This is a genomic window from Streptomyces sp. NPDC018029 (genome assembly GCF_044327655.1).
Taxonomy (GTDB): Bacteria; Actinomycetota; Actinomycetes; order Streptomycetales; family Streptomycetaceae; genus Streptomyces.
On record NZ_JBIRFV010000008.1, the window covers coordinates 465387 to 484208 of the forward strand.

Annotated in this window: 19 protein-coding genes; 8 read left to right on the forward strand and 11 right to left on the reverse strand. The window is 69.5% G+C overall.

The window, feature by feature from the left end; all coding sequences use genetic code 11:
* Positions 1 to 45: 45 nt before the first annotated feature.
* The gene (locus ACH4D5_RS26035) at positions 46 to 981 is read right to left on the reverse strand and encodes a DUF6397 family protein (protein ID WP_398306923.1); all 936 of its coding nucleotides are present in this window, start codon (positions 979 to 981) and stop codon (positions 46 to 48) included.
* Between the two features lie 112 nt (positions 982 to 1093).
* The gene (locus tag ACH4D5_RS26040; protein WP_362988439.1) at positions 1094 to 1507 is read right to left on the reverse strand and encodes a roadblock/LC7 domain-containing protein; all 414 of its coding nucleotides are present in this window, start codon (positions 1505 to 1507) and stop codon (positions 1094 to 1096) included.
* A gap of 92 nt (positions 1508 to 1599) precedes the next feature.
* Between ACH4D5_RS26040 and ACH4D5_RS26045 the strand changes: the two genes are divergently transcribed.
* A complete protein-coding gene (locus ACH4D5_RS26045; protein WP_398306925.1) occupies positions 1600 to 2028 on the forward strand; it encodes a PPOX class F420-dependent oxidoreductase in 429 nt (142 codons plus the stop codon).
* Positions 2029 to 2098: 70 nt separating this feature from the next.
* Here ACH4D5_RS26045 and ACH4D5_RS26050 read toward each other — a convergent pair whose 3' ends face one another.
* The 5 genes from ACH4D5_RS26050 to ACH4D5_RS26070 are packed head-to-tail and all read right to left on the reverse strand — an operon-like array spanning position 2099 to position 6983.
* Positions 2099 to 2704 (reverse strand): GTP-binding protein, encoded by a 606-nt coding sequence (locus ACH4D5_RS26050; protein WP_398306927.1) that lies wholly within the window; start codon positions 2702 to 2704, stop codon positions 2099 to 2101.
* The gene (locus ACH4D5_RS26055) at positions 2685 to 3098 is read right to left on the reverse strand and encodes a DUF742 domain-containing protein (protein WP_398306929.1); all 414 of its coding nucleotides are present in this window, start codon (positions 3096 to 3098) and stop codon (positions 2685 to 2687) included. The genes ACH4D5_RS26050 and ACH4D5_RS26055 overlap by 20 nt, the downstream gene beginning before the upstream one ends.
* Before the next feature lie 18 nt (positions 3099 to 3116).
* A complete protein-coding gene (locus ACH4D5_RS26060) occupies positions 3117 to 3551 on the reverse strand; it encodes a roadblock/LC7 domain-containing protein (RefSeq protein ID WP_398306931.1) in 435 nt (144 codons plus the stop codon).
* On the reverse strand, positions 3548 to 6154 hold the full coding sequence (locus ACH4D5_RS26065) for a nitrate- and nitrite sensing domain-containing protein (RefSeq protein ID WP_398306933.1): 2607 nt from the start codon (positions 6152 to 6154) through the stop codon (positions 3548 to 3550). The genes ACH4D5_RS26060 and ACH4D5_RS26065 overlap by 4 nt, the downstream gene beginning before the upstream one ends.
* 55 nt (positions 6155 to 6209) lie before the next feature.
* Positions 6210 to 6983, reverse strand: a complete 774-nt coding sequence (locus ACH4D5_RS26070; protein ID WP_398306935.1) for an MHYT domain-containing protein — start codon at positions 6981 to 6983, stop codon at positions 6210 to 6212.
* 152 nt (positions 6984 to 7135) lie between these two features.
* On the opposite strand from ACH4D5_RS26070, the gene ACH4D5_RS26075 reads away from it, so the two are divergent.
* Positions 7136 to 7735 (forward strand): methyltransferase domain-containing protein, encoded by a 600-nt coding sequence (locus ACH4D5_RS26075; protein ID WP_398306937.1) that lies wholly within the window; start codon positions 7136 to 7138, stop codon positions 7733 to 7735.
* Positions 7736 to 7763: 28 nt separating this feature from the next.
* Here the strand turns inward: ACH4D5_RS26075 and ACH4D5_RS26080 are convergent, their stop codons facing one another.
* The gene (locus ACH4D5_RS26080; protein ID WP_398306939.1) at positions 7764 to 8522 is read right to left on the reverse strand and encodes an alpha/beta fold hydrolase; all 759 of its coding nucleotides are present in this window, start codon (positions 8520 to 8522) and stop codon (positions 7764 to 7766) included.
* A gap of 136 nt (positions 8523 to 8658) precedes the next feature.
* Between ACH4D5_RS26080 and ACH4D5_RS26085 the strand changes: the two genes are divergently transcribed.
* The gene (locus ACH4D5_RS26085; RefSeq protein ID WP_398306941.1) at positions 8659 to 9192 is read left to right on the forward strand and encodes a PadR family transcriptional regulator; all 534 of its coding nucleotides are present in this window, start codon (positions 8659 to 8661) and stop codon (positions 9190 to 9192) included.
* Here ACH4D5_RS26085 and ACH4D5_RS26090 read toward each other — a convergent pair.
* Entirely contained in the window at positions 9169 to 10074 is a 906-nt protein-coding gene (locus ACH4D5_RS26090; RefSeq protein WP_398306943.1) for an oxygenase MpaB family protein, read from the reverse strand. The two genes, ACH4D5_RS26085 and ACH4D5_RS26090, sit on opposite strands and share 24 nt — an antisense overlap.
* 100 nt (positions 10075 to 10174) lie before the next feature.
* Here ACH4D5_RS26090 and ACH4D5_RS26095 point away from each other — a divergent pair, with 100 nt between their 5' ends.
* Both ACH4D5_RS26095 and ACH4D5_RS26100 read left to right on the forward strand, forming a co-directional pair.
* Positions 10175 to 10480 (forward strand): hypothetical protein, encoded by a 306-nt coding sequence (locus tag ACH4D5_RS26095; protein WP_398306945.1) that lies wholly within the window; start codon positions 10175 to 10177, stop codon positions 10478 to 10480.
* A 129-nt stretch (positions 10481 to 10609) separates the two neighbouring features.
* Complete coding sequence (locus tag ACH4D5_RS26100; RefSeq protein ID WP_398306947.1) at positions 10610 to 11431, forward strand: hypothetical protein; 822 nt, start codon at positions 10610 to 10612, stop codon at positions 11429 to 11431.
* A 40-nt stretch (positions 11432 to 11471) separates the two neighbouring features.
* Here the strand turns inward: ACH4D5_RS26100 and ACH4D5_RS26105 are convergent, their stop codons facing one another.
* Together ACH4D5_RS26105 and ACH4D5_RS26110 are read right to left on the reverse strand one after the other, a co-directional pair.
* A complete protein-coding gene (locus ACH4D5_RS26105) occupies positions 11472 to 11654 on the reverse strand; it encodes a hypothetical protein (protein ID WP_398306949.1) in 183 nt (60 codons plus the stop codon).
* Positions 11655 to 11831: 177 nt separating this feature from the next.
* On the reverse strand, positions 11832 to 12884 hold the full coding sequence (locus tag ACH4D5_RS26110; protein ID WP_398306951.1) for a fatty acid desaturase family protein: 1053 nt from the start codon (positions 12882 to 12884) through the stop codon (positions 11832 to 11834).
* A 147-nt stretch (positions 12885 to 13031) separates the two neighbouring features.
* On the opposite strand from ACH4D5_RS26110, the gene ACH4D5_RS26115 reads away from it, so the two are divergent.
* The 3 genes from ACH4D5_RS26115 (at position 13032) to ACH4D5_RS26125 (ending at position 18804) form a co-directional block, all read left to right on the forward strand.
* Entirely contained in the window at positions 13032 to 15998 is a 2967-nt protein-coding gene (locus ACH4D5_RS26115) for an SNF2-related protein (RefSeq protein ID WP_398307102.1), read from the forward strand.
* Complete coding sequence (locus ACH4D5_RS26120; RefSeq protein ID WP_398306953.1) at positions 15995 to 17317, forward strand: SWF or SNF family helicase; 1323 nt, start codon at positions 15995 to 15997, stop codon at positions 17315 to 17317. Before ACH4D5_RS26115 ends, ACH4D5_RS26120 begins: the two co-directional genes overlap by 4 nt.
* A 134-nt stretch (positions 17318 to 17451) precedes the next feature.
* Positions 17452 to 18804, forward strand: coding sequence for an esterase-like activity of phytase family protein (locus ACH4D5_RS26125; protein ID WP_398306955.1), 1353 nt, complete (start codon positions 17452 to 17454; stop codon positions 18802 to 18804).
* The last annotated feature ends 18 nt before the right edge of the window (positions 18805 to 18822 follow it).

Sequence of the window (18822 nt, forward strand, 5' to 3'; positions counted from 1 at the left end):
CGACGAGCATCCGGGCCCCGGTCCCGACGTCGCGGCTTCGGCGGTCTACGTCCTCCTGCGGCGCAACCACCTCATCAAGCCTCGCGTCTCCTGCATCGAAGGCTCGGCCGAGACGTCGGTCGGCGGCTCCAACTCCGGTGCAGAGGGGCCTGTTTCAGGAGCGGGCTCGGGAGCGGGCCGTGGCGTCGGTCGAGGCGCCGGGCGCTCCGCGCGGGCCTGGACCAGGCCGATCAGCAGGCTGGAGCGCAGCCACCGGATCTCGTCGGGGTCGTCCGCGGTCGTGATGGTCTCCACGATCCGCACCGCGGGCGACTCCGGTCCGCCCTGGGTGCGGGGCACGGGCTTGAGCCGACTGAGATACGCGCGTTCATAGGGGTCCCTGACGATCTCCGCGATCTGCACCGGATCGAGCAGCGAGGCCATCGCGGCGGCGCGCTCCCACGCGTCTTCGGCATGGCGCAGCAGGGATTCCGCGTACCGCCCTCGCCAGTTGCGTGCCCGCAGATCCTGCCCGTCTTCGAGGCGCCCTCGAATCGTCTCCGGCATGCGTCCCTTGAGAAGCACGGCATTGATCTCGGACTCTGCGAAATGCCGCAGCTCTTCGGCGAGATAGAGCCAGACAACTGCCCTATAGCGGTTGAGATAGAACTTTACGGGCGTCAGAACTCCTGCGCGTGCCAGACGGGTGAAGCGGGCCGTGGTGATCTGCATGAGCTCCGCGCCCTCGGTGGTGCCCACGGCTCTGACGCTCTCTCGCAGCGCCTCGGGGAAGCCCTCGCACCCGCGCACACGCTCGATCTCCTCGTGGGTGACGCGGCGCCGGCCGCCCGGTACGTCCGCGACGGTACGGATGCGCCCCAGCATCACGGCCAGGTCGAATTCGCCCCGCTTCAGCCCCAGTTCTTTCGCTGCCCAGCTCGGCGTGACCGTCGGTCGAGTGGTCGTCGTGCTGGTGGATTGCGTGATGGTGTCACCGGTCATGGTGGATCCCCCGTGAGATGTGCTTGCTTGCTCTCGGGAAAAACCGTAGCCCGATCACCACGATCCTCGCTGGGCCTGTGGATAACTCTTGGCGTGGCAGCGTCAGTGCAGGTCAGAGGTCCACGACTGGCGTGCGTTCGGGTTTCCGTGCGTCCACGGCCAGGTGCTCCCCGACGCGGTTCACGAGCAGTGTCATCTCGTAGGCGACCTGTCCGATGTCGGCCTCCGCGGAGCTCAGAACGCACAGGCAGCTGCCGTCGCCCGCGGCCGTGACGAAGAGGACCGCGTCGTCGAACTCGATCATCGTCTGGCGCACGTTGCCGGCGTGGAAGTGGCGTCCTGATCCCTTGGCGAGGCTGTGCAGTCCGGATGAGACCGCGGCGAGGTGTTCCGCGTCCTCCCGCTTGAGGTCCGTGCTCGCGCCGGTCACCAGGCCGTCGTTGGACAGCACCAGCGCGTGCCGTACGTGTTCCATCCGCTGGGTCAGGTCGTCCAGCAGCCAGCCGAGCCCCATGCTCTGCCCCATGTTCCCGTCTCCCCGTGTCCGCTCCTCCTGGCTGGAGGATCTGACCTGCCAGCCTTCACCACGACCGGCCCCCCGGCAAGCATGATGGGGACATGGCACAGAAGATGACCGACGACCAGTGGCGGGCCTTCGTCTCGCACGGCACCCGAACCGGCAAGCTCTCGACCGTCAGGGCGGACGGCAGTCCGCACATCGCGCCGATCTGGTTCCTGCTCGACGGCGACGACCTGGTGTTCAACACGGGTAAGGAAACCGTGAAGGGGCGGAACCTCACACGGGACGGGCGTGTGGCCCTGTGCGTCGACGACGATCAGCCGCCGTTCGCCTTCGTCGTGCTGCAGGGGCGCGCGGAGCTCAGCGAAGACATCGGTCAACTCCAGCACTGGGCAGCCCGCATCGGCGCACGCTACATGGGCGAGGACCGCGCCGAGGAGTTCGGCAAGCGCAACGGCGTCCCCGGGGAACTCCTGGTACGCGTGCGGATCGACAAGGTGCTCGCGCACTCCGGGGTCGCCGACTGACGGCACACGCGGAACCTGCGACCGACGGCACAGGCAGGATCTGAAACAGACTGGCAGTGGACGCGGCACCTCAGCCCACGGAGTCGAGCAGCCGGGCGCTATGAACCCGCCCGGCATACTCGACCAGCCGTATCAGCACCTCCTTCCCCGAATCGCGATCCCGGGCGTCACACAGCACCACGGGTGTCCCGCGATCGAGGTCCAAGGCCCGTGTCACTTCGAGCGCCCCGTACGTACGCGCGTCCGTGAAGCAGTTGACTGCCACGACGAACGGGATGCGACGGTGCTCGAAGTAGTCCACGGCGGGGAAGCAGTCCTCGAGCCGCCGGGTGTCCGCGAGGACCACGGCGCCGAGGGCACCTTGTGACAACTCGTCCCACAGGAACCAGAAACGGTCCTGGCCCGGGGTGCCGAACAAGTACAGCGAAAGGCCCGATCGGATAGTGATGCGCCCGAAGTCCATGGCCACGGTCGTCGTGGTCTTCCGGTCGACCCCCTCGGTGTCGTCCACCGACTGACCCGCCTCGCTCAACAGCTCTTCGGTGCGCAGCGGACGGATCTCGCTGACAGCGCCCACCAAGGTGGTCTTGCCCACCCCGAAGCCGCCCGCGACCAGAATCTTCAACGCCATGGCAGAGGTCTCGGCGCCCGTGGCGTCAGAGTGCTCGGAGCCCATCGATCACCTCTCGGAGGATCTTTTCGTCGGGAAGCTGTGCGGGCGGGACAGGCCGACTGATCTTCACGCGGCCGGCCTCCAACAGGTCGCCCAGGAGCACGCGGACCACACCCACGGGCAGGTCCGCGCCGGCGGCGAGCTCGGCGACGGACTGCGTCTCGGCGCGGCACAGTTCGATGAGCGCCCGGTGTTCGGGCCCGAGCCCGGAGGTGTCGTCATGCTCCGGAGTGGTGTCGTCGAGCGTCACGAGGGCGATCAGGTCGAAGCGGACGCCCCGCGGTCCCGGCCTGGTCCGTCCGCCCGTCATCGCATAGGGCCGTACGAGAGGGCCGGCTTCGTTGTCGTACCACTGGCTGCCCGGCTGGCCCGGGGTGGCGCTCATGTCCTCGGTCATGGGTACCGGCCGCCCTCGTCATCCGAGGGTCGGTGGCCGCTCGGCGAAGCGCGCCGGGGTGTAGAGGTGCTCGCCCACCCGTTTGACCATGCGCGCCATCTCGTACGCCACGAGGCCGATGTCGGCGGTCACAGTGGTGAGAACGGCGAGGCAGGATCCGTCGCCGGCAGCGGCCACGAACAGGAAGGCATCGTCCATCTCCACCATCGTCTGGCGTACTCCACCGGCTCCGAAGTGCCGACCCGCCCCCTTGGCGAGGCTGTGGAACCCCGAGGCCACCGCAGCGAGGTGCTCGGCGTCCTCGCGGGTGAGAGCGGTCGACGCGCCGACCGGGAGCCCGTCGGTGGACAGCACCACCGCGTGCCGCACCTCACCGACGCGCAGCACCAAGTCGTCCAACAGCCAGCCGAGCTCGCCGGTCCGACCGGTGGGGATGCTCTGGTCCTGGATCATGCGCGATCTCCTTCGCTGCTGTCACTGCCCGGTACGGCTCCCGGCGTGCCCATGCCCGGGAGCCGGCCGCCCCCGCGTGCCCAGCCGTCGCGGTAGGCGGTCATACGGTCGCGCACCTGCTCCGGGCTGCGCTCGTCCTGAGCTCCGGCGCCCTCTGTCGTGGTGCCACCGTCAGTGGGGCGCTCCCGGAGTTGAGGGGCGAGGCTCGCCTGGCGTACGCGACGCGGCAGTTCCTCCGAGCAGTCCTGTGGGCCGGCGTCGGCAGCATCAAGAGCGTCGACGCTGTCGGGACGTGATTCCGGGGTGTCGCGAGCGTCTCGTCCTTGGTGCAGCCGGAGCGTGGAGACGCCGGGCGGGTGCGGCGTCTCGGCCGCTGCGGCCAGCGCAGGACGTGGGGCCGAAGCCGGAACGGAGTTGTTGTTCATGTGGTGTCGTGGTGCTCCCTGCACGCCTGCGTGCTCCTTGTCCAACGCGGCCCTGCGCGCCACCGGGGCGGGCTCAGCGGCGTGCGGCTCCGTGCTGCCCACCGTGCCGCTGTCCAGAAGTGCGGTGGGCAGCAGTACGACGGCGGTGGTCCCCCCGTAGGGGGACGTGCGCAGATGCACTTTGATGGCGTGGTGGGCAGCGAGCCTGCTGACCACGAAGAGACCGAGTTGGTCGCTGTCGAACAGATCGAGTGCTTCCGACTGCTCGATACGGCGGTTGGCCTCCGCGAGCGTCTCCTTGCCCATGCCGAGCCCTCGGTCCTCGATCTCCAGGGCATAGCCGTTGCCGACTGGTTCGCCGCTGACCCGCACCTTGGTGTGGGGCGGCGAGAACTGGGCGGCGTTCTCGACCAGTTCGGCAAGGAGGTGGGTGAGGTCGGCCACCGCCGTTCCGAGGACCGACGCGGCGGGGAGTTGTCGTACCTCCACGCGCGCGTAGTCCTCGACTTCGGAGACTGCCGCGCGCACCACGTTGGTCAAGGAGACGGGCCTGCGCCAGGCCCGGCCGGGGGCAGCTCCGGAGAGGATGATGAGGCTTTCTGCGTGGCGCCTCATCCTGGTCGTCAGATGGTCGAGCCGGAAGAGGTCGCTGAGCTCGTTGGGATCGTCGGACCTGCGCTCCATGCTGTCGAGGAGGCTGAGCTGGCGATGGACGAGGACCTGGGTCCTACGGGCCAGATTGACGAACACCCCGGAGATGCCGCTGGCCAGCTCCGCGCGCTCGATCGCCGCGCGCAGGGCCGCTCGATGGACGGTGCCGAGCGCTTCGGACACCTGCCCGGTCTCGTCCTCCGCCGGTGGCCCAGGGGGCGCCTCGGCACGGATGTCGATCTCCTCGCCGGCCCGCAGCCGTCGCATGGCCTGCGGGAGTTTGCGGCGCGCGATCTCCAGAGCACCGTTACGGAGGCTCACGAGTTCGACGACGAGACCTCGCCCGATGCGTACGGAGATGACGAGTGAGGCGCAGACGGCGACCAGCCCGAGGAGTACGGCGGCTCCTGCCGGGGTGAGCACCCCGTTGGCGAGCGGGTCCGTGCGGTCAGCGGCGCTACGATCCGCTCCCTCCTTGATGGCGTGGAGCTCGTCCCGCACGACCGCATAGGCGTTGTCCCAGGCACCTGCCGGTGCCGCGGCGAGTGCCTTGCGGCCTGGTTCGGCCACGAGGACCTTGTCCTCGACGGCGCGTACGTCTCCGTATGCCTTGCTCTGTTCAAGTCCGCGCCAGGCGGCCCGCTCGGGACCGCGCAGGTCCGCTGCCGCTGTTTCGATCAGGGTGCGGCGAGTGTCGACGGCCCCGGTGAACAGCCGCAGCCGTGCGCCGTCCAGGGCGCCGTCCAGCCGGGCCGCGGCCAGCATGGTGTTCTCGCGGGCCAGCATTTCGCCCGCCCTCGTGAACTCGAGCAGCACGCGCGCGTGGGAGCCGTGTTCGGCGTCCTGCATCCCGGAGAGGGCACCTCCCACCGCGAACGCCTGGGAGATCGTCTTCGTGTACTGGCCGTACGTCGCGTCCCAGCCCGTGCGTCGGTCCAGCACATCGGCGCGCAGGGAGCGCAGCTCCTCGGCACTGGTGACGAACGTGTCGAGCCGGTCGGCCACGCCATCAGGGAGTCCCGCGCCGTCGGCGACGGTCCGGTGGTCGCCGAGGCGTAGCTCGGCCACGGCGCGGTCGGTCCGTGTCGCCTGCCTTTCGAGTGCGGCGCCGCGGCCGGCGCCGGGCTCGACCGCGTAGCGAACGGCGGCCACGCGCTCGGCCTGGAGCGCGGTCACGGCGGCCTCGACCGGGGACCGTACGTCGGCATCCGCACGTTGGACCTGTCGTAAGCGGGCCACATCTTGCGCTGTGGTGACGGTCGCGTATCCCCACAGGGCGAGCAGTGAGACCACGGGCACCATCAGGAGGCACACGATCTTGGCGCGCACGGTGCGCGGCCTTACTCGCCACCATGCCGCGCCCGTGGGTGCCCGGTATGTCGATGCATCGACGAACTCGTCGTCTCCGCCGGGTGGTTCGACGGCGGGCGGGCCCGCGTGGGCACGACGTCCGCGCGCCGGGTGCTGTTCCGGAGGCGGCGTCGTCGTGCTCGCGGCCGGGTCGGGGGTGCTTCGCCGGGTGTCCATGGCCTCCTCGCTCGAGTGGTCGGTGTGTGTCGCCCGTTCGGCGCGGGAGGCGCCTCTAGGGGACGACGCCGTCCACCGGTCGCTGGGCCGACATCGACGCCGCACGCTCACCGGTGGTCGGGGACAACGCGACGAATGCCGAGGTCAGGAAGAGGTAGGAGCCGAGGCCGACGGCGAGGGGAAAGATGAACTGCATGGTCGTGGCGCCGGGCAGCGCGGCTTCGGAGGGCACCACCCGGACGCTGACAGCCAGCATCCCGGTGTAATGCATGCTGGTCACCGCCCCTCCCATGACCAGCGACGCCACCGCGACGGCGAGCGGGGACTTGATGTTGAGGCCGGCCCACAGGGCGGCGGTCGCCGCGACGACTGCGATGACCACGGAGAGCCCGACCAGCACGAGGTCGTACTCCACGTCGCCGTGCAGGCGCAGCGCCGCCATACCCAGGTAGTGCATGCTCGCGACGCCGAGCCCTGTGGTGAGCCCGCCCAGCGCCAGCGCGCGCCCACGGTCACGGCCGTACCCCACGACGAAGACACCGGCCCCCACGACGGCCATCGCGACGAGAAGGCTCAGGAAGGTCAGCGGCACGTTGTAGTGGATCTCGGTGCCGGTGACTCCGAAGCCGAGCATGGCGACGAAATGCATCGTCCAGATGCCGGTGCCGAGGGCGGAGGCGGCGGTGATGAGCCAGTTCCGGCGCGAGCGGCCTGAGGCGCCCAGCGCGCGGACGGTGCAGCGCAGCCCGAGGGCGGCACCGATGCAGGCCATCGCGTACGACAGCACGGGGGTCAGCCAGCCGAAGGTGGCGTGGTCCAGGTGTCCCATGGCCCCGGGACGCTAGTCCGACCAGGGGCGCACAACGGGGGCGCAGTTCGAAAGCTGGCGGAAGATGACAGAGAGACGATGCTGAACGATCGCGTCACGCTCGAACGAGTGCACCCAACGCGCGTGCGACCTTTTGCGGGATCATGGGTCGCATGAGCGACGACCACACGCAGGTCCAGGAATTCTTCACCGCCCGTGCCGCAGATTGGGACACCCGCTTCCCCGATGACGGGCCCGCCTATCGAGCCGCCGTCGCCGCGCTGTCGCTCGCTCCGGGCTCCGCCGTGCTCGACGCCGGGTGCGGGACGGGGCGGGCGCTGCCCGCGCTCAGGGACGCCGTAGGGCCTTCGGGTGTGGTGCTCGGCGCCGATCTGACTCCGGCCATGCTGGAGGCCGCGACACGCGCGGGCAGGGACCACGACGGCCGGCTTCTGCTCGCCGACGTCGCGCGGCTGCCGCTGCGTGCGCGGTCGCTCGATGCCGTGTTCGGCGCCGGGCTGATCGCACATCTCCCCGACCCGGCAGAGAACCTCAAGGAGTTGTGGCGGGTGGTGCGCCCCGGTGGGCTGCTGGCGCTCTTCCATCCCATCGGCAGGGCGGCGCTCGCGGCCCGGCAGGGACGACAGATCACTCCGGACGACCTGCGGGCAGAGGCCAACCTGCGCCCGTTGCTCGCCCGTTCCGGATGGCTCATGACCTCGTACGTCGACGAGGACGCGCGCTTCCTCGCCCTGGCGGTACGCCAGGCCTGAGCCTGGGCCGTCCGGTCTCGGCAAGCGGTCAGAGGCGACCGGCGATCGCCGCCGCGAACGCGTCCGCGTTGTCGAACATGATGTTGTGGCCCGCTTCGGGCACCGTCACCACGCGCACTCCGGAGGCTGTCAGTTCGTCGTGCCCGGGGAGCTCACCACTCGTGGCGCCCTGCAAGTAGACGCGGTCGATGGTCAGTCCCATGAGCATCCGGCGCATCGTGGGCCGGGTGCCCGCGACCAGGCCGGTGGCGCTCCGGTGCAGTGCCAGGGGGTCCGCGAGACGCATCGTGGCTGCCCATGTGGCGCCGATGTTCCCGAGCACGCGTGCGTAGCCACCGCCGCTGACGAAGGCCTCCTCCGAGTACGCGGCGATGCCGCTGCTGCCTGCGGTGGCGGGAGGGTTCGGGTCGAGGTTGGCCTCCGTGAGGACCAGCCTCGTCACCAGGTCGGGGCGTCGGCACGCGAGGACGATGGCGACGGATCCGCCCATGCTGTGCGCGACGATCTCCGCGCCGACCACATGGGCCTCGTCCAAAGCCGCGGCCAGCGCGTCGGCGTGCTCCTCCAGGCTGTACCCGAAGTCGGCGGGACGGTCGCTGAGGCCGTGCCCGGGGAGATCCACGAACAAGGAGCGGCGGCCGGCCAGTTCGGGCCTGGCGGCTATGTGTGCGTGGTAGACCGTCGAAGCCGCACCGAGTCCGTGCACGTACACCCGTGTCGGCTCGGTCCCGCCCACCTCGGTCCATCGCACACGGCTGCCCCGAGCATCGAACCGTGCTTCCTTCATCGCCGCACCCCGTATCCCTCGCCCCGTCGTCCGCTCCTACTCGTGACCAGCGGACTCCGGAGAGAATACATCGGCACCGAGGTATCTCGCATCAGATGTACAGCTGGCATGGAATGAGTGCGGCAGAATGCGGGCCATGCTCGAACTGGCCATCCTCGGATTCCTCTACGACGCCGCCCTGCACGGCTACGAGCTGCGCAAGCGCATCTCGGCCCTGACCGGGCATGTGCGCCCTGTCGCGGAGAGCACGCTGTATCCCGCCATCAAACGACTGGAGAAGGCAGGGCTGCTCGCCAGGGAGACGCAGCCCGGCACCGGGGCGGCACCTCGCCACGTCCTGAGTCTCACGCCGGCTGGCAGGCAGGAGCTGCGCAAGCGGCTCGCGGAGCCGGCTCGGGGAGACATCACCGACGAGAACCGCTGGTTCACGCTGCTCGCCTTCCTTCGCCACCTAGACGACGAAACGGCGCAAGCGGCGGTGCTCCGGCGACGTCTGGCCTTCCTTGAGGAACCCGCCAGTTTCTTCTACGACGGCGAACGCCCCCTGCGTGCGGAGGAGCTCGACGACCCCTTCCGACGCGGCATCCTCACGATCGCCCGCGCCACCAGCCAGGCCGAACTCGCCTGGCTCCGCGCGACCTTGACCTCACTCGGCGGGAGTGGTCGCTGAACTGTCCTTGTGTGGCACCGGGCACCCGCGCACACCCGGCACGGGGAACGAACCCAGCTCGGCGACCTCGTAGCCGTCGGGGTATCCCTTGATCTCCCGGTTCTGCCGCGCGTAATGCGGTGCCCTGCGCGGCGGCATGAGGCGCACTGCGCGTCCGCGAAGCCGTACCGCGCCCCGGACCACGGAGCGGGTGACCGCACCCGGTTGTTCGTACCGGAACGCCCGCAGCAAGGGCTCGTCGAGCAGTGCGAGGGTCGCGTTGCGCAGCAGGGGCGCCAGGGGTCGTGGATACCAGGAGGCCATCAGGTCCAGGGTCGCGTCGGAGACCCCACGCGCCCCTGCATCCCAGTCGAAGTGGGCCTCTTCGTAGGCATTGAGGCAGTCTTCGAACTCTTCGAAGGAGCCCGGGATCTCCTTGATGCCCATGTGCCGGCCGAGAGTGCGGTAGTACGCGGCAGCCGCGACCATCTCGTGACGCGAGAGCCTGCGCCAGCCATAGGCGTCGATCCACCGCTTCGGCACCACCACGAAGGTGCACAGTACGTAGCGCATGTCGTCGTTGCTGATGTCGTAGCTGCGGTGCATCTGGTTGATGCGCCGGATGGCGGTACGGCCCTTGTCGCCGGTGAAACCGTGCTCCACGACGGTGTCGAGAAGAAGAGCCGTGTCGTCGTATCTCTTCTGCGCACGGTCTGTCAGTTCCGCTGTCTGTGCCAGCAGACGGCCGATACTGGGGACTGCGTAGGTGCGATAGAGCGCCAGTTCCAGTGCGCGCGTATGGTCCCACGGGAATTCGAACGTCGTGGTGAGCCGGTAGATCTCGAGGAAGTCCCGCTCCGGGTCGAGTCGCCGGATCTGCTCGAGCCGCTCGAAACGCTTCACCGCGTGATCCTCCTTCTCGCACCGGAACAACAACTCTACGTTGGCCAAAGGCGGATGAGGGTTCAATGGTGGTAGCCGCACCTGGGGGAAGGTGGACCACATGTTTGAGGGACTCCGCAAGTTCTGGCGATCCAACAAGCCTGCGCGGGACGAGGGCGAGACCGCTCACGACCGGGGCAAGAACAAGCGCCCGCACAACATCTTCGAGGCAGCCGCCGTCTATGTGGCGGCGTGCGCCGAGGACGATCAGGCCGAGATGGACGAGGCCACCGGGTGGGTCTCTCCGGAGGCACTGTCATTCGGTGTCAACGAGCTCGCGTGTCGCGCTGTCATCGCCCTCGCACGCGAGCGGGACGAGTCACCACGGGACGTGGCCCGATCCCTTCTGGGGCTGCCCGCTGCCTGAGCCCGCGAGCGCACCGACCCGGTCGCATGAGGCGATCCGTCGGCGATTTTCCTGCTCATCGACCCCTCGACGATCTCTGGGGCGAGTGGTTAGGGTGCGCCGACGGATGAAGCGATCGGGGAGGCTGGCATGGCCGGGACGGACGACGCTGTCGATGCCGCCGACGACGCGCTGTACGTGCTGACGGCGGTGCTCTTGACACCCGCGAAGTTCCCCAGCGTACTGGGCGACGACTATCCGGAGGCGTGCGCGGCGCTCGGCCTCGCGCCGCTCGCCACCGGATACGGGCTGGTGCTAGGCCAGGACGGTGAAGGCGCGCGCTGGACGGTCGTCGTCGACGATGTGTCGCTGGTGGCCGTGGCGATCGCCTCCTGGGACTGCGGTATGGAGTACGACCTGTCCCCCGAAGAGCACACGGTGGTCGCCGCGCTGCCCGGATGGCCTCTGGCGGTCGCCGTGGCCGCCCCCGGCGTGCCCGCCCCGCACGATCCGGAGCCTGGCCCCGAGGACGCCGGCCGCCCACCACTCGCGCCGCCCCCGTCCGACACCTGGGGCCCGGCACAACGACGGCTGGGTGCCGACGAGATAGCACTGCAGTGGGCGGACTGGCGGGCACAGATCGACGACGAGGAATTCACCACGGACAGGACTGCGGTGGAGTCTCCGGAGGACGCGGACGCTCCTATGACCAGCGTCCGTCGCGTCCTGGCGGAAGCTCGTGCGTACGTGGACACTCCGCCGCCGTTGGGGCGGGTGCGGTCGTCCTTCGCCTCGGGGGACGCGCGCACCCTGCGGGCCGACGGTCCTGGCTGGTCCATGGTCGCCAGGACCGACGACATCGCGTTCGTGCTGCTGGACGAGGAGCCGGGAGAGGTGATGCCGGTGGGCCGTGGACCAGAGCTTCCCGCACTGCTGGAGGCCCTCGACAAGATGGCGGTGCGCCCTTCTTGAGCAGGAGCGACAGAACTCACTGCTGCACCATGCAGACGCCTCAGTGACCGATCTCCTTGCGTGTGACGCGGCGCAGCCTGCGCCGCTGACCCGAGTCGAGCGTCAGATAGGCCGCCGCGGGGACTCCCAGCACGATCAGGAGCGCGGCCCACCATGGCAACCAGAACAGCAGAATGATTCCGGCTGCCGCACCTCCTGCGGCGATCTTCGCCTTCTTCGACATGTGCGTCGCCTCCTTCGCGGCTTGTGCCGCTCTCTGCCTTGGAAAACGGGATCGGGGGTCCCACGGTTCCTGGCCGTGACCCTGAGACGTCCCTGAGCCTTGTCCCCTACTGGTCCCTGACGTGCTCGCCGCCTCCAGGGCTACTCGATCTCCCGTGCCCCTACTCGATCTCCCGGCCTACTCGACCCGGAGGGGCTCACCGACTTCGTACATGTGGCGCAGCACCTGGCGGTAGGAGTCGACGAATCCGGCCTCCGCGTAGGACATCCCCATGGCCGCACAGTGGGCGCGTACGACAGGTTGGGCGGCTCTGAGATGAGGGCGCGGCATGCTCGGGAACAGGTGGTGCTCGATCTGGTAGTTGAGTCCGCCGAGGAACCAGTCCGTCACAAGGCCGCCGCGCACGTTGCGCGAGGTGAGTACCTGACGCCGCAGATGACCCCATCGCTCGCCGTCCGGGTCGGGCATTTCCATGCCCTTGTGGTTGGGTGCGAAGGCGAGCCCGAGGTGCAGGCCGAACAACGCCTGGTGAAGCGCCGCGAAGGCGAGCGCGTGGCCGAGGGGCATGGCCGCGAGCAACAGCGTCACGTAGCCGACGAGATGGGCCACCAGCAGAAGGCCTTCCACCACTCGCTCGCGCCGGTCCTGCCGCCGCAGGTCCTGGAAGCCATAGATCTTCATGGCGACTCCCTGGAGGAGCGTCAGTGGGAAGAAGAGCCAGGCCTGGTTGCGGGTGAGCCAACGCCGGAAGCCCAGACGGACCTTGGCCTGCCTGCTGGTCCACACGAGGACGTTCGCGGCGACGTCGGGGTCCTTGTCGACATGGTTGGGGTTGGCGTGGTGCCTGTTGTGCTTGTCGTTCCACCAGGCCGAGCTCATCCCCAGCAGGAGGTTGCCGTGCACCAGGCCGATGGCGCGGCTGACGGATCGGTTTCCGGTTATCTGCGAATGGCCCGCGTCATGACCGATGAACGCCGTCCGAGCGCACACGACGGAGAGCACGGGGGCGAGCAGCAACACCCACCACGAGGTGCCGAGCAGGAACATCCCGGCCCCCACGGCCGCCAGCGAGAGGGCGTTGATTGCGATGGTCCGCGCGTACCAACCTGTACGGCGGTCCAAGAGCCCCTGTTCCTTGACCGTACGCAGGAGGGGCGCGAAGTCACTACCGGCGGACTGTCTGCCGGTGTCGGCTGGGGAGCGTTCCGCGACTGCGGCGGCCTGGGGCATGGTGGTCTCCGTCTGGTGGTGAGGGGCTGACCTCATAAAACGTACGGATCAGCGACCTTCGGCAACCATGACGGCACCACCCGTCTTGAACCGGGGGCCAGCCCCGGACGACAGTGGGGCTGGCTACACCATGTGACTGGGATCACCATGCTGGTGCACCCGCGAAACTCGCACCTTGCTGTACTATCGGGCGCTCCGGCCGCAGTAGTCAAATTTGAGGAATGCGTTATCGCTGTGCACAGGTTCCCCGTCGTGTCCCCTGCCGAACTCTCCGAACTGTCACGCTGTTCCGCCCTTTTCGTGCCCTCCGACCCGCCACGCGACGGTCGCGTCGCCTTCTGGCACAGCGACGGCACCGAGCCACCGGACACAGCTGCCGGTGCCTACGAAGAACTGGCCCTCGCGGTACCGGGGGATGACGGGATCGATCTTGCCACCGTGCACGCGGTGCTCCTCCCTGTCCGCGCAGCGCTGCCGGTCCTCACACGCGCGCGTGCCGCGACGGGAACACACCCGACGGCCGCATTCTGGGGGACTGCCGGAGTGCTGGCCCTGCAACTGGCGGCTCGTGGGCTCCTGCTGCCAGGGCTGACCGCCACTGACCACGACGCATGGCGCACCGGCCCGCTGAGCGCCGAGGACCTGCAGCGGCTGCGTGAGCTCTCCGCGGCGATGCCGCCGGCCGCCCACGCGCGCCCGCTGGACGACAGCCTGCCGCTGCGACTGCCCGAGCCCGAGAAGTTGCTGCGTCAGTTCCTCGACGCCGTGGCCGACACGCTTCCGCGCTCCCCCGCCGCGCCTCTGGCGTCGGGTGGAACCGTCTTCGCCGCACCAGAGCCCCAGCACGTGCCCGAGCAGCGCGCCTGGGCCCTCGATGTGGCGGCCGGTCACGACGCCGGCGTGCGGATCTCACTGCGCGTGGAGATCCCGGGCCTCGCCTCCGTAGCGGAGGACGGCACGCGGCTGCCGTTCCGCGCCGTGCTGCAATTGCACAGTGTCAGCGACCCCTCGCTCGTCGCGGACGCCGCCGAAGTGTGGGCGGGGTCCGGGGCTTCGGGACAAGCCTTCGGACCGCGTGCACGCATGGACGCCCTGCTCGCGTTGCGTCGCGCCACTCGCGCGTGGCCGCCTCTTGCCCCGCTGCTCTCGGCCACCGTGCCGGACGCGATCGAGCTGGCCGACGAGGACGTCACCGCGCTTCTGGGCGAAGGCGCCCGGGCCCTGGCTGTCGCGGGCGTGGACGTGCACTGGCCGAAGGAACTGGCGCGCAGCCTCACCGCGCGCGTGGTCATCGGTCCGGATGATGACGGGCAGGACGACAGCCGGAAGGGCCCGCACAAACTCGCCTCGGATACACCGTCCTTCCTCTCCGCCGACGCCCTGCTCGCCTTCAACTGGCGCTTCGCGTTGGGGGACCAGCAGCTGACCCGGGCGGAACTGGACCACCTCGCGGAGGCCAACCGTCCGGTGGTTCGCCTGCGCGACCAATGGGTGCTGGTCGATCCCGAAGAGGCCCGCCGCGCCCGCGACCGCCAGGATCACAAGGTCACCCCGATCGATGCCCTCAGTGCCGCACTGACCGGCACGGCCGAAGTCGAGGGTCGACGTGTCGATGTACAGCCGACGGGATGGCTCGCCACCCTGCGCGAGCGACTCGCGGACCCGGAGGGCATGGAGCCCGTCGGGCAACCCGAGGCGCTTGCCGCCGAGTTGCGGGATTACCAGCTGCGCGGCCTGAACTGGCTGGCACGGATGACTTCGCTGGGGCTCGGCGGCTGTCTCGCCGACGACATGGGCCTCGGCAAGACGATCACGTTGATCTCGTTGCATCTGCACCGCCAGGCCCAGGAGGAGACCGCGGGCCCGACGCTGGTGGTCTGCCCGACGTCGCTGATGGGCAACTGGCAGCGCGAGATCGAGAAGTTCGCGCCCGGCACGCGGGTACGCCGCTTCCATGGCGCCCAGCGCAGCCTGGAGGGCCTGACGGACGGCGAGTTCGTCCTCACCACCTACGGCACGATGCGACTCGACACAGAGAACCTCCGGCAGACCTCCTGGGGCATGGTCGTCGCCGACGAGGCGCAGCACGTCAAGAACCCGTACTCGGCCACCGCCAAGCAGCTGCGCACCATCGGGGCACGCGCGCGTGTAGCGCTCACCGGCACTCCCGTGGAGAACAACCTCTCCGAGCTGTGGGCCATTCTCGACTGGACCACTCCCGGCCTCCTCGGCAGGCTCGGCACCTTCCGGACGCGGTACGCACAGGCCGTGGAAGGCGGTGCGGATCCCGGCGCCGCCGAGCGGCTCGGGCAGCTCGTGCGTCCCTTCCTGTTGCGCCGGCGCAAGTCGGATCCGGGGATCGCTCCCGAGCTGCCGCCGAAGACAGAGACCGATCGTGCCGTCTCGCTCAGCGCGGAACAAGCGGGTCTCTACGAAGCCGTGGTGCGGGAGACGCTCGCGGAGATCTCCGGTGCCGACGGAATGGCACGCAGAGGGCTGGTCGTCAAGCTCCTCACCGGGCTCAAACAGATCTGCAATCACCCCGCCCAGTACCTCAAGGAGGACAAGCCGAGGATCCCCGGCCGCTCCGGAAAGCTGGAGCTGCTGGACGAGTTGCTCGACACGATCCTCGCCGAGGACGCGAGCGTGCTCATCTTCACGCAGTACGTGCAGATGGCGCGACTCATCGAGCAGCATCTGTCGGCCCGCGGGGTCCCCTCTCAGTTCCTGCACGGCGGTACGCCGGTAGCGGCGCGAGAGGCCATGGTGCAACGCTTCCAGGACGGCGAGGTCCCGGTGTTCCTGCTGTCTCTGAAGGCGGCGGGAACGGGCTTGAACCTGACGCGTGCCGAACACGTGGTGCACTACGACCGCTGGTGGAACCCGGCAGTCGAGGCGCAGGCCACCGACCGCGCGTACCGCATCGGGCAGACGCAGCCGGTGCAGGTGCACCGGCTGATCGCAGAGGGAACGATCGAGGACCGCATCGCCGACATGCTGCTGCGCAAGCGGGAGTTGGCCGATGCCGTCCTCGGGTCGGGTGAGGCGGCTCTCACCGAGCTGACCGACGCCGAACTGTCAGACCTGGTGGAGCTGCGAGGGGGCGCGCGATGAGTGACATCCATGACGAGATGTACGGGGCCGTGGACGACGACACGCGTGGGGGTACGCAGGCGGACGAGCGTACGTTCGCGGCGCTGCCGCCCGCCCATGGACGCGGCTTCGCGCAGAGCTGGTGGGGCCAGGCCTGGCTGAAGGCTCTCGAGGACACGGCGCTCGACTTCCAGCAGCTCAAGACGGGGCGCAGGCTCGCTCGCGCCGGCGCGGTGGGCGCGGTGTCGGTGCGGCCCGGCCGGATTACGGCAGTTGTCATGGACCCCGACGGCACACCGCATCGTTCCGATGTCCTCCTGCAGGAACTGAGCTCGGAGGAGTGGGACCGTTTCCTGGCCATGACCATCGAGCGGGCCGGGCACATCGCAGCGCTCCTGGACCGCGAGATGCCACCGCACCTGGTGGAGGACGCCGCGGCGGCGGGTGTCGAGCTGCTGCCGGGAATCGGCGATCTGGAGCCCGAGTGCGACTGCGACGCGTGGGATCACTGCGGGCACACGGCCGCACTCTGCTACCAGATGGCGCGCCTGCTCGACGAGGACCCTTTCGTGCTGCTGCTGATGCGGGGGCGCGGGGAGCGGATACTCCTCGACGAGCTACAGGTGCGCAGTGTCGCCGGGGTTGATCCCCAGGAGTCTCGGGAGGGGACTCAGGATGCCGCCCCAGAGGGTGTCAGTGCCGCGGAGGCGTACGAGGACGGTGCCATCCTCCCGCCGCTGCCCGCCCTGCCTCCGCTGCCCGCGGAGCCGGGCCTGCCGCCGACGCTCGACACGGAGGCGGAGCCCGCGCCGGGACTCGATGTGCCGGCAGTCGGGTTCCTGGCCTCGCAGGCGGCCAACGAGGCGTACCGCCTGCTGGCCGACGCGCTCGCCCCAGGCCACGAAAGCTCGCCTGTCGACGCCGAATTGACTGTTGCGGAGGACGCCGTTCGTCTGGCAGCCGCTCAGCCCGGTGCCGCGATCGAAGCGCGGCTCGCGGCGGCATCCGAACGTGGCCGGGACGGTCTGGCACTCGCCGTGCGGGCCTGGAAGTACGGCGGCCGGGCCGCGCTCCACGTACTCGAAGAGGAATGGACGCCTCAGGACGAGGCACTGGCACGCGCGCGTGCCGCACTGGACGCGGCCTGGGACGAGGACGAACGGCCTCGGCTCCGCGCGGCCCACAACCGCTGGACCGTGGTCGGCACGAACGCGCAGCTGCGCCACGGGCGTGACGGTCGCTGGTGGCCCTACCGGAAGGAGGGGGGCCGGTGGGCCCCCGTGGGACCGGCGGCCCATGACCCGGCGACAGCACTGGCCATGGTCGGCGGCGGGGAGTAGCGCCGGCGCGGATTCCGCCCCTCGCGGGAGGCGCCGTCGGCGCGTCTCCCGCTGTTCACCCGGTGGCCCCCTCGGGTTCGTGGCGGCGGCGAAGTCTGGCCGCTGTCACCGAATCCGTGCCCCAGGAGGCCCCGATGTCCCCGCACGCAGCCCGTAAGGGGCGTGTCCGCCGCTCCATAGCCGCCGGTATACCGCTCGCCGTGATCGCCGCTCTCACAGCGGCCGGCACCGCGACGGGCCGGCAGACGAGCGGCGGGCACGGTGAGCCGAGGATCACCCAAGCCGCGACGCTCGGGGACATCTCTCTCGGCGCCTTCAGCAACGCGCTGCTTCCCGGGACGGTGAAGAACGATCGCGGTGTCGATCTCGGCGGCATCGGCAGCGATCTCTATCCGGCGGGTCGCAAGGGCGAGTTCTGGACGGTGACCGACCGGGGGCCCAACGGCCAGATCAAGGTGGACGGAAAGAAGCGCCGCACTTTCCCGGTCCCCGGCTTCGACCCGGCGATCGTGAAGATCCGGGTGCGGGAGGGCAAGGTCAAGGTCGTCTCCGCGCTGCCGCTCACGACTTCCTCCGGAAGGCCCGTCACAGGCCTGCCCAACCAGGAAGGGCGTGACGAGGCCCCGTACACGTATGACGCGAAGGTCCCCGTCTCGTACGACCCGAACGGTCTGGACACGGAAGGCATCGTGCGGGCCCCGGACGGCACTTTCTGGTTGGTCGACGAGTACGGTCCTTCGCTGATCCATGTCTCCGCGCGCGGGAAGGTCATCAAGCGCTACGTCCCCCAGGGGCTGAAGCTGCGCGGCGCCGACTACCCGGTGGCCGAGGCGCTGCCGGGTGTGCTGCTCCACCGGAAGACGAACCGCGGCTTCGAAGGCCTCACCCGACTCCCCGGCGGTGACCTCGTGATGGCCGTGCAGAGCCCGCTGGCTCTCCCGGACGAGGACGCGGGTGACGACTCGCGCACGACGCGGCTGCTGCGCTTCTCTCCGAAGAAGCAGAAGGTCACCGCCGAGTACGCCTACCGGTTCGACGCCGTGGGCATCGTGGACCCCGGTGAGGACGACACCTCCGAGCTGAAGATCTCCTCCGTAGTCGCCACCGGGCGCGACCGGCTCCTCGTCCAGGAGCGGACCGACAAGGCCGCGAGGCTGCAGGTGGTCACGCTGGACCGCAGGTCGGACATCCTCGGCGACAAGTGGGACAAGGCCACGACCAGCCCCTCCTTGGAGCAGCTCGACGATCCCGTTGCCTCCGGAGTGCCCGTCCTCCGCAAGCGTCTGGTGGTCGACCTCAGGACCGTCGACGGCGTGCCCGGCAAGATCGAGGGCGTCGCGAGGGTGGACAGCCGCACCCTGGCACTGATCAACGACAACGACTTCGGGATGAGCGATGGGCCCGAGGCCTTCGACAAGCACGGGCGACTGGTCGACAGCGGTGTGGAGACCACGGTGACGTACGTCCGGCTACCGGAAAAGTACTGACTCTTCGGAGCGACGTTC